The sequence below is a fragment of the Azohydromonas lata genome, assembly GCF_034427735.1.
GTDB lineage: Bacteria > Pseudomonadota > Gammaproteobacteria > Burkholderiales > Burkholderiaceae_C > Azohydromonas > Azohydromonas lata.
On the sequence record NZ_JAXOJX010000082.1, the window covers coordinates 1 to 14,367 of the forward strand.

Consider the following 14,367-nt stretch of genomic DNA (forward strand, 5'->3'; position numbering starts at 1 on the left):
TGTGTATAAGAGACAGCTGCCGCGCCAGCACGGGGCGAGCCGCGGGGGGCGGCGGGCTGGCCCGTGCGGGCCGGAGCGCATCCGGGTCATGGGCCTGCGCTGCCCTGGCACCTGGGCCAGCCGGCAGGGCCGCTGGCTTCGGGCCGGGTGATCCGGCGGCGTTGAAATTCGGCTTGGGCCGGCGCGGGGCCCGTTTCAAACCGCCGCCGCAAACACCGCGAACCCCTGCTGAGCATCCGTCCAGCAGCGCGTGTCGGACCAGCCCGCCTCGTGCAGCAGGGCGTCGAACTGCTCGATGCGGTACTTGTAGGAGTTCTCGGTGTGGATGTGCTCGCCCTCGGCGAAGTCGCGCTGCGCGTCCGCCCAGCGCACGCGCACGCCGCGCAGGGCGCGCAGGTGCATCTCTATGCGCGAGGCCTCGGCGTCGAAGCAGGCCACGTGGGCCCAGTCGGCCGGGTTGAAGTCGCAGCCCAACTGCCGGTTCACGTGCAGCAGCAGGTTGCGGTTGAAGGCGGCCGTCACGCCCAGCGCGTCGTCATAGGCCGGCAGCAGCTGCGACAGCGGTTTCACGAGGTCCACCCCAATGAGCAGCGCGCCGTCCAGCGACTGCTCGCGTGCCTGCTGCAGGAAGCGCCGCGCGTGCGCCGGCTCGAAATTGCCGATGCTGGAGCCGGGGTAGAACATCAGCCGCGGCCCGCCCGGCAGCCCGGGCGGCAGGACGAAGTGACCGGAGAAGTCCAGCGCCACGCCCGTCATGGGCAGGCGCGGGTGGCGCAGTTGCAGCGCCTGCAGCGCCTCGGCGATGAACTCCGCGGCGATGTCCACCGCCACGTAGTGGCTGGGCTGCAGCAGGCTGAACAGCGACGCAGCCTTGGCGCAGTTGCCCGCGCCCAGGTCCACCAGCGTCAGGCCGCGGCCCAGGGCGCGGGCGATGTCCTGCCCGTGCGCGGCCAGGATGGCGGCTTCCGTGCGCGTGGCGGCGTATTCGGGCAAGGCCGTGATGGCCTCGAACAGCCGGCAGCCCAGCGGGTCGTACAGGTGCTTGGGGGCGACGTGGGCGGGCCGGCTGAGCAGCCCGGCCGCCAGCTCGGCGGCATGGAGGGCCGGCGCGACGGCCGGGACTTGGATGAATTGCGGCTGGAGCTCGTGCATCCGGCCCACTCTAGGGAGGCCCCTGCCCGCGAAGCTGCCACCACTTGCAACTGCGGTGTAATTCCGCTCCTTTGCAACCCAGCCCCAGGCACCCATGAAAGCCACCCTCTCCCGCCGCACCCTGCTCGCCGCCTCGCTGCTGGCCACCGCGGCCGGCGCCGCGCAGGCGCAAGCCACCGTGTTTCGCGTCACCGCCATCCCCGACGAGTCGCCCACCGAGCTCGCCCGCAAGGCGGCGCCGCTGATGAAGTACCTGGAGGGCAAGCTGGGCATGAAGGTGGAGTACACGCCCGTCACCGACTACGCCGCCGCCGTCGAGGCGCTGGTCAACAAGAAGGTGGACCTGGCCTGGTTCGGCGGATTCACCTTCGTCCAGGCCAACGTGCGCTCCGGCGGCAAGGTGGTGCCGCTGGTGCAGCGCGAGGAAGATGAGAAATTCCGCTCGGTGTTCATCACCGCCGACCCCGCCATCAAGAGCCTGGCCGACCTCAAGGGCCGCGACCTGAGCTTCGGCTCGCAAAGCTCCACCAGCGGCCACCTCATGCCGCGCCACTTCCTGCTGGCCGCTGGCATCGAGCCCGAGCGCGACTTGAAGCGCGTGGCCTTCAGCGGCGCGCACGACGCGACGATCGCGGCCGTGGCCTCCGGCAAGGTGCAGGCCGGCGCGCTCAACATCTCGGTGTGGGACAAGTTCGTGGCCGACAAGAAGGTGGACACGGCCCGCGTGCGCGTCTTCTACACGACGCCCGCCTACTACGACTACAACTGGACGGTGCACGCCGACATGCCCGCGGCGCAGAAAGACAAGCTCAGCGCCGCCTTCCTGGCCCTGGACAAGTCCACGCCGGAAGGCGCGCAGGTGCTGGAGCTGCAGCGCGCCACGCGCTTCATCCCGACCAAGGCCGAGAACTACAAGAGCATCGAGGGCGCGGCCCGCAGCGCCGGGCTGCTGTAAGCCCCCTCACCGCCCGCCCCTTGGGCGGGCGCCGGGCCGGGTCCGGCGAGCCCGGCCGCTGGACCCGCCCGCAAGCCGCAAGCCGCAAGCCGCAAGCCGCAAGCGAATTTGTCCGGAAACTTGCCGTCGGCGTCCACTTCGGCGCTTACGTCTTGTTAATTTTGGTCGATAGAGTGCCTGTGCGCGGCCGCCGCCTGAAGGATTACCGCGTGGTTTGCAACATGCGCGGAGCCCGGGCTGGGTTTGAATGACATGGCTGAAGATTTCGCGGGCCCAGCCGGCTCCTCCACCCCAACTCCTTTCCAAACGCCATTCGATGCCCTCATCGTCGGCGGCGGCATTGCCGGTGCCGCGATTTTTCACCGCCTGGCGAGGTCGGGGCGGCGGGTTTTGCTCATAGAGAAATCCCGGTTTGCCCAGGGTGCCACGGGCTGGTCCAGCGGCATTTTGAATTGCTACCATGCCTGCGAGAAATTGACGGCGCTGGCTTGCGCCTCATTTTCAAAATTCATGGACCTGGAGCGCCAGGGTGGTCCGGCGGTACGGCGCAGCGGCGCCTTGCATTTTGTCTCCCACGCACAAGAAAAGGTGATGCGGGAGCGGGTCCAGGAAATGCGTGGCCTGGTCCCCGTGGAATGGCTGGCTGCCGACGAGGGTGCGCGGCGTTTTCCCCATATCCGATGGAACGACCTGGCCGGCGCGGTATTCGAGCCCACTGCGGGCCATATAGACCCAGCTGAAGTCACGCGCTTCTGGATTGCAAAGGCCCGCGCCAAGGGCCAGTGGGCACTGGAAGGGGTGGAAGCTCGAGGCGTGGCCCAGGACGGCGGCCATGTGGTGGGCATTTATTCCAGCATGGGGCTGCTACGCGCTCACCGGGTCATTCTCTGCGTGGGGGCCTGGAGCCGAAAACTTGCCGGAGCGGGCGGACTGGCACTGCCTGGCAATGTTTTCTCCAGATCCGTGCAGTGTGATGCGTTGGCCGACACCTCGTTTGCGCAAGAGCATCCGGCTTTTCTGGACCCGGCACTGGGCATTTTTGGGCGCTCGGACAGCCCCGGCATGCTGCGCGCCGGCATGGCGCTTTCGGATTGGAATATCGATCCGGACTCGCCCATTCCCCATTCACCCCAGCAGCAAATGGCCGTGCGCGATGTGGCGGGGCAACGCTTTCAATGGGGCGGCCCCATACGTGGCGCAGGAGGCTGGAGGCGCTTCGACGCCTTCACACCCGATGGAGAGGCCGTCATGGCGGCGGACGAGAAGATTTCCGGCCTTTACTGGGCTACGGGATTTTCCGGCCACGGCTTCAAAATTGCCCCCGCCGTTGCCGCCCGCATGGAAGCCCTGGCTTTTGACGGCAGCAATGGCAGTTGATTGACGGTGGCGGACTGAAGGCATGCCGCGTCCGTAGCATGCCCGCCTGCCGGCATGACCCGGCGCAGGCCGTGGCCGCACGGCAGCCGGTACAGTCGCGCCTCGTTACGGCCGCGCCTCTTGCGGCCGTTTCTCGTCTATCCGGATTTCCATGCATCTCACCCTGCATCAGGTGGACGCCGCGCATCCCGCGGCGCGCCGCGGTGCCGCGCCCGCCTTGCGCGGTATTTCGCTTTCGCTCGCACCCGGCGAGCAGGTGGCGCTCATCGGCCCGTCCGGCGCGGGCAAGACCACGCTGCTGCAGGTGGCCGCGGCGGCGCTGCGCCCAAGCGGCGGCCGCGTGGAGATGGATGGCACCGACCCCTGGACGCTGTCCGTGCGCGCGCTGCAGCGCCTGCGCGGGCGGCTGCTGCTGGCGCCGCAGGTGCCGCCGCTGCCGCCGCGCCAGCGCGTGATCACGGCGGTGCTGGCGGCACGGCTGCCGGCCATGAGCTTCTGGACCAGCCTGCGCTCGCTCTTCTACCCGGTGGACATCCCCGGCGCGCACCAGGCGCTGGAGCGCTTCGACCTGGCCGAAAAACTGTTCGAGCGCGTGGACCACCTCTCCGGCGGCGAGCGCCAGCGCGTGGGGCTGGCCCGCGCCCTGCTGGCGCCGGCCAGCCTGTGGCTGGTGGACGAGCCCCTCTCGGCCCTGGACCCGCGCCGCGCCGACGAGGCCGTTCGCACGCTGCTGGACGAAGCCCGCGCCCGCGGCGCCACGCTGCTGGCCTCGCTGCACCAGGTGGACGTGGCGCTGGAACGTTTCACCCGCGTGATCGCCCTGCGCGACGGCGCGGTGTTCTTCGACCTGCCCTCGGCACAGGTGACGCCGCAGCGGCTGCGCCAGCTCTACGCGCAGCACGAGGACGAGCTGCACGCCCCCGCGCCGGCACTGGACACGCCGGCGCCCGGGCCGGCACCGGTCGTCATGCACTGCCGATGAGCGCGGCGCTTTCCCCGCGGGTGCCGCGGCGCGATCCGGCCTGGCTCAAGCGTGTCTCCTGGACCGCCACGGCGCTGGTGCTGTTGTGGCCGCTGCTGGTGCTCACCGAATTCCGGCCGGCGCAGTTGTGGTCGCCGGAGAGCCGCGCGCCCATCCTCAATTTCCTCGGCAGCTTCGTCCCGCCGGCGCACTCGGCCGAGTTCCTGGAGATGGTGGCGCGCGAGACCTGGCGCACCGTGGCCATGGCGACGGCCGGCATCGTGCTGGGCCTGGTGATCGCCATTCCGGGCGCGCTGCTGGCGACGGAGGCGCTGTCCGTCTCGCTGCTGTCCGGGCGCATGGCGCCGCTGCCGCGCGTGGTGCGCCAGGGCGTGCGCTGGATGTTGATCGTGCTGCGCAGCGTGCCGGAGCTGGTGTGGGCGCTGGTGTTCGTCCGCGTCGCGGGGCTGGGGGCCACGCCGGGCGTGCTGGCCATCGCGCTGACCTACGGCGGCATGCTGGGCAAGGTCTACGCCGAGATCCTGGACAGCGGCGAGGCGCCGCCCGCCCAAGCGCTGCTGCGCAACGGCGCGGGACGCCTGCAGGCCTTCACCTACGCCCTGCTGCCGCAGAACGCGGCGGAGCTGGCCTCCTACACGGTCTACCGCTGGGAATGCGCCATCCGCAGCTCGGTGGTGCTGGGCTTCGTGGGCGCGGGCGGGCTGGGGCAACAGATGGACAGCTCCATGAAGATGTTCAACGGCGGCGAGGTCGCCACCATGCTGCTGGTGTTCGTGGCGCTGGTGGCGCTGGCCGACCGCACCAGCGCCGCGCTGCGGCGGCAATTGGGCTGACGGAGGGCCGCGCGATGCAACGACGCCACGGCACCACCGCCGCCAACCCGCCCTGGCGGCTGCCGCCGCCGCTCTTCAGCGCACGCTGCAAGGCCTGCTGGTACACCGCAGCGGCACTGGCGCTGGTGGTGGGCAGCTTCTGGTCGCTGGACCTGCAGTGGGGCGCCTTTGTGTCCATGGACGCGCTGCGCTCCATGGGCCGCTTCGTGGCCGAGTTCTACCCGCCGGACTTCTCGCCGCCCTTCGTGGCGAAGGTGGCGTGGTCGGCCGTCGAGACGCTGGCCATGTCGGCGCTGGGCACGCTGCTGGCGGCGGTGGCCGGCCTGGCCCTGGCCCTGCCCGCGAGCCGGCGCCACGAAGGGGACGCCGCGAGGTTCCGGTCTGTAGCCCGTATGTTGCTGAACGCCTTGCGGGCGGTGCCTGAGCTGGTGTGGGCGGCGCTGCTGCTGATCGCGGCGGGGCTTGGGCCGTTCGCGGGGACGCTGGCGCTGGCGCTGCACACCTCCGGCGTGCTTGGGCGGCTGTTTGCCGAGGCGATGGAGAACGCGCCGCGCGATGCGGCGACGGCCTTGCGCACGCAGGGCGTCACGGGCTGGCGGGTGCTGGCCTACGCGACGCTGCCGCAGGTGCTGCCGCAGCTGCTGTCCTACACGCTGTACCGGTGGGAGAACAACATCCGCGCCGCCGCCGTGCTGGGCGTGGTCGGCGCGGGCGGCCTGGGGCAGTTGCTCGCCTTCCACATGGGGCTGTTCCACATGGGCAAGACGGCCACCGTCCTCATTGCGATGCTGCTGCTGGTCGCCTTCGTGGACGGGCTGAGCTTTGCGATGCGGCGGTGGATGAAGTGATTTACTCCGCCTGAATCCCCGCCGCCTGCACCGCCTTGGCCCACTTGACGGTTTCCTTGGCGGCGAAGAGGCCCAGCTCGGCCGGGGTGCTGGGCGTGAGCTTGAAGCCGGAAGGCGCGACCTTGGCCTGCACGGCCGGGTCGGCCAGCGCGGCGCGCACCCATTGGTTCATCTTCTCCACCGCGGCCGGCGGCGTGGCCGCGGGCGCGTACATGGCGAACCAGGCCGTCATCTCGAAGCCGGGCACCACCACCGCCAGCGGCGGCACGCCGGGCAGCATGGGGTGCTCGCCGGCCGAGGTCACGGCCAACGCGCGCAGCTTGCCGGCCTTGACCTGGGGCACGCCGGACGAAAGGTCGGCAAAGACGAGCTGCGTCTGGCCGCCCATGGTGTCCGTCATGGCCGGCTGCACGCCCTTGTAGGGCACGTGCGTCATGCGCAGGGCGTTGGCCGTCACCAGCGCATGGCCGGGGATGAGGCTGCCGCTGGAGCCCGAGCCCCAGGCCAGCTTGTCGGGGTTGGCCTTGGCATAGGCGACGAACTTCTGCGCCGTGTCCGCGGGCACGGACGGGTTGACCAGCATCACGAAGGGAATCTCGCCCAGGCGGGTGACGGGTGCGAAGTCCTTGATCGGGTCGTAGGGCAGCTTGCGGTACAGCGACGCGTTGGCCGCGTGCGTGGTGCTGGTGGCGATCAGGAAGCTGTGGCCGTCGGCCGGGGCCTTGGCGGCGGCGGCCGTGCCTATCGTGCCGTTGGCGCCGGGCTTGTTGTCGATGATCACGCTCTGCCCCGCCGCGCGGCCCACGTGCTCGGCCACCACGCGGGCGAGCTGGTCCGTGGCGCTGCCGGCCGGGAACGGAACGATGAAGGTGATGGGGTGGTCCGGGTATTTCCTGGCCTGCGCGGCGGCGGGGCCGGCGGCGGCCATGGTGGCGGCGGCAGCGACGGCCAGCGCCAGGGCCTGGCGGCGGGTGGTAAGAGCGTTCATGCGTCCTGAAGTGTGAAGTTGCCGGCGCAACGGCGGCGTGTGGCGCGCCGCGGCACGGGGCGCGAATGGTCCGGCCAATGAAAAAACCCCGGCCAGGCCGGGGTTTGCTGCGTGCGCACCGGCCAGGGGCCGGGGCATGTGCGCGAGGCTGATCAGCGGGCGCTCAGCGGGGGCACGTCGCGGCGCTCGGCGCCGACGAAGAGCTGGCGCGGACGGCCGATCTTGTACTCGGGGTCGGCGATCATCTCGTTGAGCTGGGCGATCCAGCCGACCGTGCGGGCCAGGGCGAAGATCGCGGTGAACAGGCTCACGGGGATGCCGATGGCGCGCTGCACGATGCCCGAGTAGAAGTCCACGTTCGGGTACAGCTTGCGGGAGACGAAGTACTCGTCTTCCAGGGCGATCTTTTCCAGGGCCATGGCCAGCTTGAACAGCGGGTCGTTTTCCAGGCCCAGGGCGCTCAGCACCTCGTGGCAGGTTTCGCGCATCAGCTTGGCGCGCGGGTCGTAGTTCTTGTAGACGCGGTGACCGAAGCCCATCAGCTTGACGCTGGAGGTCTTGTCCTTCACCTGCTTGATGAAGTCGCCGATCTTCTCGACGCCGCCCATTTGCTGGATCTCTTCCAGCATGTTCAGGCAGGCCTCGTTGGCGCCGCCGTGGGCCGGGCCCCACAGGCAGGCCACGCCCGCGGCGATGGCGGCGAACGGGTTGGTGCCCGACGAGCCGCACAGGCGCACGGTGGAGGTGGAGGCGTTTTGCTCGTGGTCGGCGTGCAGGATGAAGATGCGGTCCATGGCGCGCACCAGCACGTCATTGGGCACGTACTCCTCGCACGGCGTGGCGAACATCATCCGCATGAAGTTGCCCGCGTAGGACAGGTCGTTCTTCGGATAGATGTAGGGCTGGCCGATCGAATACTTGTAGGCCATGGCCACCAGCGTGGGCATCTTGGCGATCAGGCGGATCGCCGCGATCTCGCGGTGCTTGGGGTTATTGATGTCGGTGCTGTCGTGATAGAAGGCCGACAGACCGCCCACCAGGCCCGTCATCACGGCCATCGGGTGCGCATCGCGACGGAAGCCACGCAGGAAGAACTGCATCTGCTCGTTGACCATCGTGTGGTTGTTCACGAGCTTGTGGAAGTCGCGCTGTTGCTGCTCGTTGGGCAGCTCCCCGTACAGCAGCAGGTAGCAGGTGTCGAGGAAGTCGCAGCCGGTGGCGAGTTGCTCGATGGGGTAGCCGCGGTATAGCAGCTCGCCCTTGTCGCCGTCGATGTAGGTGATCGCGGACTGGCAGGAGGCGGTGGACAGGAAGCCGGGGTCGTAGGTGAACTTGCCGGTCTGGCCGTAGAGCTTGCGGATGTCGATCACATCCGGGCCAATGCTGCCCTTGTAGATGGGCAGGTCCATGGAGGGGCTGCCGTCCGAGAACGACAGGGTGGCTTTCACGTCGGAGGCATTCATCGGGGAGTTCCCTTTCACGTCAATTCGTTTGCATTGGCGGCGTGCGCAGCTGCTCCAGCAGCGTACGCACGTCCTCGCGGTCCAGATCGCCTTGCGGCTCCTTGCGGCGCAGCAGCAGGTCCAGCAGGTCGTTGTCCGAAAGCTCCATGAGCGCGGACAGCGCTTCGCCCTGCGCCACCGTCATCGTGGCCTCATGGCGCTGGAAGAAGCGCTCGATCAGAAGGTCGTTTTCCAGCAGCCCGCGGCGGCACCGCCATTTGAGCTTGCTCAAGGCGCGCTCGTCGAGAAGATTGTCCATGGCAGGCTTTCGGAGGGCTGACCGGGGGTGAAAACGGTCACACCGCGCGGCGGACCATCAGTTCCTTGATCTTGCTGATCGCGCCAGCAGGATTGAGGCCCTTGGGACACACGTCCACGCAGTTCATGATCGTGTGGCAGCGGAAGAGCCGGTACGGGTCTTCCAGGTTGTCCAGGCGCTCGGCGGTGCCCTGGTCGCGGCTGTCGGCGATGAAGCGGTAGGCCTGCAGCAGGCCGGCCGGGCCGACGAACTTGTCCGGGTTCCACCAGAAGCTCGGGCAGCTCGTGGAGCAGCTCGCGCACAGGATGCACTCGTACAGGCCGTTGAGCTCCTCGCGCTCCTCGGGCGACTGCAGACGCTCCTTGTCGGGCGGCGTGTTGTCGTTGACGAGGTAGGGCTTGATCGAGTGGTACTGCTTGAAGAACTGCGTCATGTCCACGATCAGGTCGCGGACCACCGGCAGGCCCGGCAGCGGCTTGAGCACCACGACCGCCGGCAGCGAGCGCATGTTGGTCAGGCAGGCCAGGCCGTTCTTGCCGTTGATGTTCATCGCGTCCGAACCGCACACGCCTTCACGGCAGGAGCGGCGGAAGCTCAGCGAAGGATCGACCTGCTTGAGCTTGATGAGGGCGTCCAGCAGCATGCGCTCGGAGCCGTCGAGCTCGACCTCGAGGGTCTGCATGTAGGGCCGGGCATCCTTGTCCGGGTCGTAGCGGTAGATCTGGAAAGTGCGCTTTGCCATGGCTGTGATCTCTTAGAACGAACGGACCTTGGGCGGAATGGATTCCGTCGTCAGCGGCTTCAAGTTGACGGGCTTGTAGGCCAGGCGGCGGCCTTCGCTGTAGTACAGCGTGTGCTTGAGCCAATCCTTGTCGTTGCGGCCGTTCGGGAACTCGGGGCTGTCGGCGTAGTCGTCGACGGTGTGGGCGCCACGGCTCTCGGTGCGGGCGGCGGCGGAGGTCATCGTGGCCTGGGCGGCCTCGATGAGGTTCTCCACTTCCAGCGCCTCGATGCGGGCGGTGTTGAACACCTTGCTCTTGTCCTTGAGCGTGATGCTGCCCACGCGCTTGGCGACCTCGTTGATGGCCTTGACGCCCTCGTCCATGCTCTTTTGCGTGCGGAACACGCCCGCGTGCTGCTGCATGGTCTTGCGGATGTCGCCCGCCACGTCCTGCGCGTACTCGCCGGAGGTGCTGGACTCCAGGCGCGCCAGGCGCGCCAGGGTGCGGTCGGCGGCGTCGGCGGGCAGCGCCTTGTGCGACTTGGCCTTGAGCGCGGTGTCCACGATGTGGTTGCCCGCGGCGCGGCCGAACACCAGCAGGTCCAGCAGCGAGTTGGTGCCCAGGCGGTTGGCGCCGTGCACGCTCACGCAGGCGCACTCACCCACAGCGTAGAGGCCGTTGATGATCTTGTTGTGCACGTCGCCGGAAGGCACCACGACCTGGCCGTGGATGTTGGTCGGGATGCCGCCCATCTGGTAGTGGATGGTGGGCACGACCGGGATTGGCTCCTTGGTGATGTCGACGTTGGCGAAGTTGTGGCCGATCTCGAACACCGAGGGCAGGCGCTTGAGGATGGTCTCGGCGCCCAGGTGGGTCATGTCCAGGACCACGTAGTCCTTGTTGGGACCGCAACCACGGCCTTCCTTGATCTCCTGGTCCATGCAGCGCGAGACGAAGTCGCGCGGGGCCAGGTCCTTCAGCGTCGGGGCGTAGCGCTCCATGAAGCGCTCGCCGTTGGCGTTGCGCAGGATGGCGCCTTCGCCGCGGCAGCCTTCGGTCAGCAGCACGCCCGCGCCGGCCACGCCGGTGGGGTGGAACTGCCAGAACTCCATGTCCTGCAGCGGGATGCCGGCGCGCGCGGCCATGCCCAGGCCGTCACCGGTGTTGATGAAGGCGTTGGTGGAGGCCGCGAAGATGCGGCCGGCGCCGCCGGTGGCCAGCAGCACGGTCTTGCCTTCGAGGATGTGCACCTCGCCGGTTTCCATCTCCAGCGCGGTCACGCCGACCACGTCGCCCTCGGCGTCGCGGATGAGGTCCAGCGCCATCCACTCCACAAAGAACTGCGTGCGGGCCTTGACGTTTTGCTGGTACAGCGTGTGCAGCATGGCGTGGCCGGTACGGTCGGCCGCGGCGCAGGCACGCTGCACGGGCTTCTCGCCGTAGTTGGCCGTGTGGCCGCCGAAGGGGCGCTGGTAGATGGTGCCGTCCGGGTTGCGGTCGAAGGGCATGCCGAAGTGTTCGAGCTCGTACACGACCTTCGGGGCTTCGCGGCACATGAACTCGATGGCGTCCTGGTCGCCGAGCCAGTCGGAACCCTTGACGGTGTCGAAGAAGTGGTAGTGCCAGTTGTCCTCGCTCATGTTGCCCAGCGAGGCGCCGATGCCGCCCTGCGCGGCCACCGTGTGCGAACGCGTGGGGAACACCTTGGTGAGCACGGCCACGTTCAGGCCCGCGCGGGCCAGTTGCAGCGAGGCGCGCATGCCGGACCCGCCGGCACCGACGATGACGACGTCGAACTTGCGCTTAGAGATCGATCCCAATGCCACGTGAAACTCCTTGAATTCTTATCAGAGGCGCCACAGCACCTGGACCGCCCAACCCGCGCAGCCCACCAGCCACGCGATCGTGAAAACCTGCAGCGCCAGCCGCGTACCGACGGGCTTGACGTAATCCATCCAGATGTCGCGCACGCCCACCCAGGCGTGCCAGGCCAGCGACACGATGACGACGAAGGTCAGCACCTTCATCCACTGCGACGAGAAGATGCCGGCCCAACGGTCGTAGTTGAGCTCGCCGGGCATCAGCACCTGGGCCAGCAGCACGATGGTGAAAAGAGCCATCAGCGCAGCCGTCACGCGCTGGCTGAGCCAGTCGCGCAGGCCGTAGTGGGCGCCCACCACGAGGCGCTTGGAGCCGTAGTTCGGATTCATGAGTTGTTTCCCCTCTTGCTGCGCAGTGATCAGTACAGGCCGAAGAGCTTGGCGCCCAACAGCAGCGTCAGCAGGATGGCGATGGCCAGCACGGCTTGCGCGGAAGAGCGGCCAAAGGCCTTGGTGGTGTTGTGTGTCATGTCCATCCACAGATGGCGCACGCCCGCGCAGAAGTGATGCAGGTAGCCCCAGATCAGCGCCAGCGCCACGAGCTTGATGAACCAGCCGGGGAAGATGCCGATGCCCGCGGTGAAGGCACTGGTGAAGCGCTCATAGGAGATTTCCGAAGAGACGCTGGTGTCGAACATCCAGACGATGAAAGGCAGCAGGAAGAAGATCATGGCGCCGCTGACGCGGTGCAGGATCGAAACAATGCCCGACGGCGGCAGACGGTACGAGACGATCTGCGAGATGTGGATGTTTCGATAGACGGGTCTTTGTTTGATCGTGTCTGCCATGGTCCTGCCTTATCTGAAAGATGGATCGCCGGGGTGCGGATAAACCCGCTGATTTTAGTGCACTGAAACAAGCCGACACGTCAGCCCTATTACGTACTGGCCGAGAAAGCAACGTGAAAGAAAGGGGCCTTAGCGCCGGTCAGCTCAGTTCGTTGCGGTAGTGATGCTGGGCGGTGTTGTAGAGGCCACGGCGCAGTTCCACGGGCTTGTCGCCATAGGTGCGCGAGAGGCGCTCCACGCTCAAAAGCGGCGTGCCTGCGGCCACTTCCAGCCACTGCGCCGTCGCCGCATCGGCGGCCACGGCCCGGATCTGCTCTTCGGCGCGGATCATGCGCACGCCGAACTCGCTTTCAAACAGTTCGTACATCGGCCCGCGCCAGCCCGTGAGCTTTTCAACGGTCAGGCCCTTGAAGAGCGCGCCGGGCAGCCAGATGTCGTCGAGCACCACGGGCTTGCCCTGGGCCGAGAGCAGCCGGCGCACGAGCACGGCGGCCTCGCCGCTCTTGAGCTCCAGCGTGCGCGCGACGTCGGCCGGCGCGCGCAGGCGGCGGCAGTCGAGGACGCGGCGCTCCACCGGCGGGCTGGCGCCCTCTTCCGGCGTCAGGCGCAGGAAGCGGTACTGCACATGCTCCTCGGCATGCGTGGCCACGAAGGTGCCCTTGCCCTGCTTGCGCACGAGCAGCCCGTCGGCCGCGAGCTCGTCTATGGCCTTGCGCACCGTGCCCTGGCTGACCTTGAAGCGCGCGGCCAATTCCAGCTCGCTGGGAATGGATTCGCCCGGCTTCCACTCGCCGCCCTGCAGGCTGCGAACCAGCAAGGCCTTGATCTGCTGGTAGAGCGGGCTGAACGCCGGCGCCGCGCCGGCATCCGCGGGAGGTTCTATGGGCTGGGCGGCGCTTGACATAGGGCGCGATTGCAGCACAAGCCGCGCCCGCAGTCCATTCAAACGTATCTTATATAAGACATAAGATCGATTTTGAATGTGCCACGCCCCCCGCGGATGGATACACTTGCGACCCGGCGCGTCCGCTGCAGCCGCGGGCGCTTTGATCCCCGTTTGTCATTTGGAGACGCTCCATGAGCAAGAAGCCCGTCCGCGTTGCGGTCACCGGCGCCGCCGGCCAGATCGGTTATGCCCTGCTGTTCCGCATCGCCTCCGGCGAAATGCTGGGCAAGGACCAGCCCGTGATCCTGCAACTGCTGGAGATCCCGGACGAGAAGGCCCAGAACGCGCTCAAGGGCGTGATCATGGAGATCGAAGACTGCGCCTTCCCGCTGGTGGCCGGCATCGAAGCCCACAGCGACCCGATGACCGCCTTCAAGGACACCGACTACGCGCTGCTGGTCGGTGCCCGTCCCCGCGGCCCCGGCATGGAGCGTGCCGACCTGCTGGCCGCCAACGCCCAGATCTTCACGGCCCAGGGCAAGGCCCTGAACGCCGTGGCCTCGCGCGACGTGCGCGTGCTGGTGGTGGGCAACCCCGCCAACACCAACGCCTACATCGCCATGAAGTCGGCCCCGGACCTGCCGGCCAAGAACTTCACGGCCATGCTGCGCCTGGACCACAACCGCGCCGCCTCGCAGATCGCTTCCAAGACCGGCAAGGCCGTGGGCTCGATCGAGAAGCTGGCCGTGTGGGGCAACCACTCGCCCACGATGTACGCCGACTACCGCTTCGCCACCATCGAAGGCCAGAGCGTCAAGGAACTGATCAACGACGAGCAGTGGAACCGTGAAGTGTTCCTGCCCACCGTGGGCAAGCGCGGCGCCGCGATCATCGCCGCCCGCGGCCTGTCGTCGGCCGCCTCGGCCGCCGGCGCCGCCATCGACCACATGCGCGACTGGGCCCTGGGCACCAACGGCAAGTGGGTCACCATGGGCATCCCGTCCAAGGGCGAGTACGGCATCCCCGCCGAAGTGATGTTCGGCTACCCCGTCACCTGCGAAGGCGGCGAGTACAAGATCGTCGAAGGCCTGGAGATCGACGAGTTCTCGCAAGAGTGCATCAACAAGACCCTGGCCGAGCTCCAGGGCGAGCAGGACGGCGTCAAGCACCTGCTGTAATCGCGCCTTGAAGGCGC

Annotated in this window: 15 protein-coding genes; 6 read left to right on the top strand and 9 right to left on the bottom strand. The window is 68.0% G+C overall.

The genetic code is table 11. From position 1 onward, the window contains the following. Positions 1–195 precede the first annotated feature (195 nt). Positions 196–1,152, bottom strand: coding sequence for an L-histidine N(alpha)-methyltransferase (egtD, locus tag SM757_RS29725; protein WP_322468115.1), 957 nt, complete (start codon positions 1,150–1,152; stop codon positions 196–198). 94 nt (positions 1,153–1,246) lie between these two features. Between egtD and SM757_RS29730 the strand changes: the two genes are divergently transcribed. The 5 genes from SM757_RS29730 to phnE all read left to right on the top strand — a co-directional run bounded on the left by SM757_RS29730 (position 1,247) and on the right by phnE (position 6,147). Next, on the top strand, positions 1,247–2,107 hold the full coding sequence (locus SM757_RS29730; protein ID WP_322468116.1) for a putative selenate ABC transporter substrate-binding protein: 861 nt from the start codon (positions 1,247–1,249) through the stop codon (positions 2,105–2,107). Between the two features lie 252 nt (positions 2,108–2,359). Next, complete coding sequence (locus SM757_RS29735; RefSeq protein ID WP_322468117.1) at positions 2,360–3,484, top strand: NAD(P)/FAD-dependent oxidoreductase; 1,125 nt, start codon at positions 2,360–2,362, stop codon at positions 3,482–3,484. A gap of 151 nt (positions 3,485–3,635) precedes the next feature. Next, positions 3,636–4,466, top strand: coding sequence for a phosphonate ABC transporter ATP-binding protein (locus SM757_RS29740; protein WP_066336736.1), 831 nt, complete (start codon positions 3,636–3,638; stop codon positions 4,464–4,466). Continuing rightward, positions 4,463–5,299: a PhnE/PtxC family ABC transporter permease gene (locus tag SM757_RS29745; RefSeq protein WP_322468118.1), complete on the top strand. Its 837-nt coding sequence runs from the start codon at positions 4,463–4,465 to the stop codon at positions 5,297–5,299. The genes SM757_RS29740 and SM757_RS29745 overlap by 4 nt, the downstream gene beginning before the upstream one ends. A gap of 14 nt (positions 5,300–5,313) precedes the next feature. After that, positions 5,314–6,147 (top strand): phosphonate ABC transporter, permease protein PhnE, encoded by an 834-nt coding sequence (gene phnE / locus SM757_RS29750; protein ID WP_322468119.1) that lies wholly within the window; start codon positions 5,314–5,316, stop codon positions 6,145–6,147. A gap of 1 nt (position 6,148) precedes the next feature. On the opposite strand, the gene SM757_RS29755 is transcribed toward phnE, so the two are convergent. The 8 genes from SM757_RS29755 to SM757_RS29790 all read right to left on the bottom strand — a co-directional run bounded on the left by SM757_RS29755 (position 6,149) and on the right by SM757_RS29790 (position 13,190). After that, a complete protein-coding gene (locus SM757_RS29755; RefSeq protein ID WP_066336743.1) occupies positions 6,149–7,135 on the bottom strand; it encodes a Bug family tripartite tricarboxylate transporter substrate binding protein in 987 nt (328 codons plus the stop codon). A gap of 152 nt (positions 7,136–7,287) precedes the next feature. After that, positions 7,288–8,598: a citrate synthase gene (gene gltA, locus SM757_RS29760; protein WP_066336745.1), complete on the bottom strand. Its 1,311-nt coding sequence runs from the start codon at positions 8,596–8,598 to the stop codon at positions 7,288–7,290. Positions 8,599–8,617: 19 nt separating this feature from the next. Further along, positions 8,618–8,896: an FAD assembly factor SdhE gene (locus SM757_RS29765; RefSeq protein ID WP_066336747.1), complete on the bottom strand. Its 279-nt coding sequence runs from the start codon at positions 8,894–8,896 to the stop codon at positions 8,618–8,620. A gap of 37 nt (positions 8,897–8,933) precedes the next feature. Next, on the bottom strand, positions 8,934–9,638 hold the full coding sequence (locus SM757_RS29770) for a succinate dehydrogenase iron-sulfur subunit (protein WP_066336749.1): 705 nt from the start codon (positions 9,636–9,638) through the stop codon (positions 8,934–8,936). A gap of 12 nt (positions 9,639–9,650) precedes the next feature. Next, on the bottom strand, positions 9,651–11,378 hold the full coding sequence (gene sdhA, locus SM757_RS29775) for a succinate dehydrogenase flavoprotein subunit (protein WP_238455782.1): 1,728 nt from the start codon (positions 11,376–11,378) through the stop codon (positions 9,651–9,653). 87 nt (positions 11,379–11,465) lie between these two features. Beyond that, the gene (gene sdhD, locus SM757_RS29780; RefSeq protein WP_066336753.1) at positions 11,466–11,828 is read right to left on the bottom strand and encodes a succinate dehydrogenase, hydrophobic membrane anchor protein; all 363 of its coding nucleotides are present in this window, start codon (positions 11,826–11,828) and stop codon (positions 11,466–11,468) included. 29 nt (positions 11,829–11,857) lie between these two features. Beyond that, positions 11,858–12,286, bottom strand: coding sequence for a succinate dehydrogenase, cytochrome b556 subunit (sdhC, locus tag SM757_RS29785; RefSeq protein WP_066336755.1), 429 nt, complete (start codon positions 12,284–12,286; stop codon positions 11,858–11,860). A gap of 139 nt (positions 12,287–12,425) precedes the next feature. Beyond that, positions 12,426–13,190: a GntR family transcriptional regulator gene (locus tag SM757_RS29790; protein WP_066336757.1), complete on the bottom strand. Its 765-nt coding sequence runs from the start codon at positions 13,188–13,190 to the stop codon at positions 12,426–12,428. Positions 13,191–13,363: 173 nt separating this feature from the next. Here SM757_RS29790 and SM757_RS29795 point away from each other — a divergent pair, with 173 nt between their 5' ends. After that, positions 13,364–14,350 carry a malate dehydrogenase gene (locus tag SM757_RS29795; RefSeq protein ID WP_066336762.1) on the top strand — a complete coding sequence of 329 codons (987 nt, stop codon included), beginning with the start codon at positions 13,364–13,366 and terminating at the stop codon, positions 14,348–14,350. The last annotated feature ends 17 nt before the right edge of the window (positions 14,351–14,367 follow it).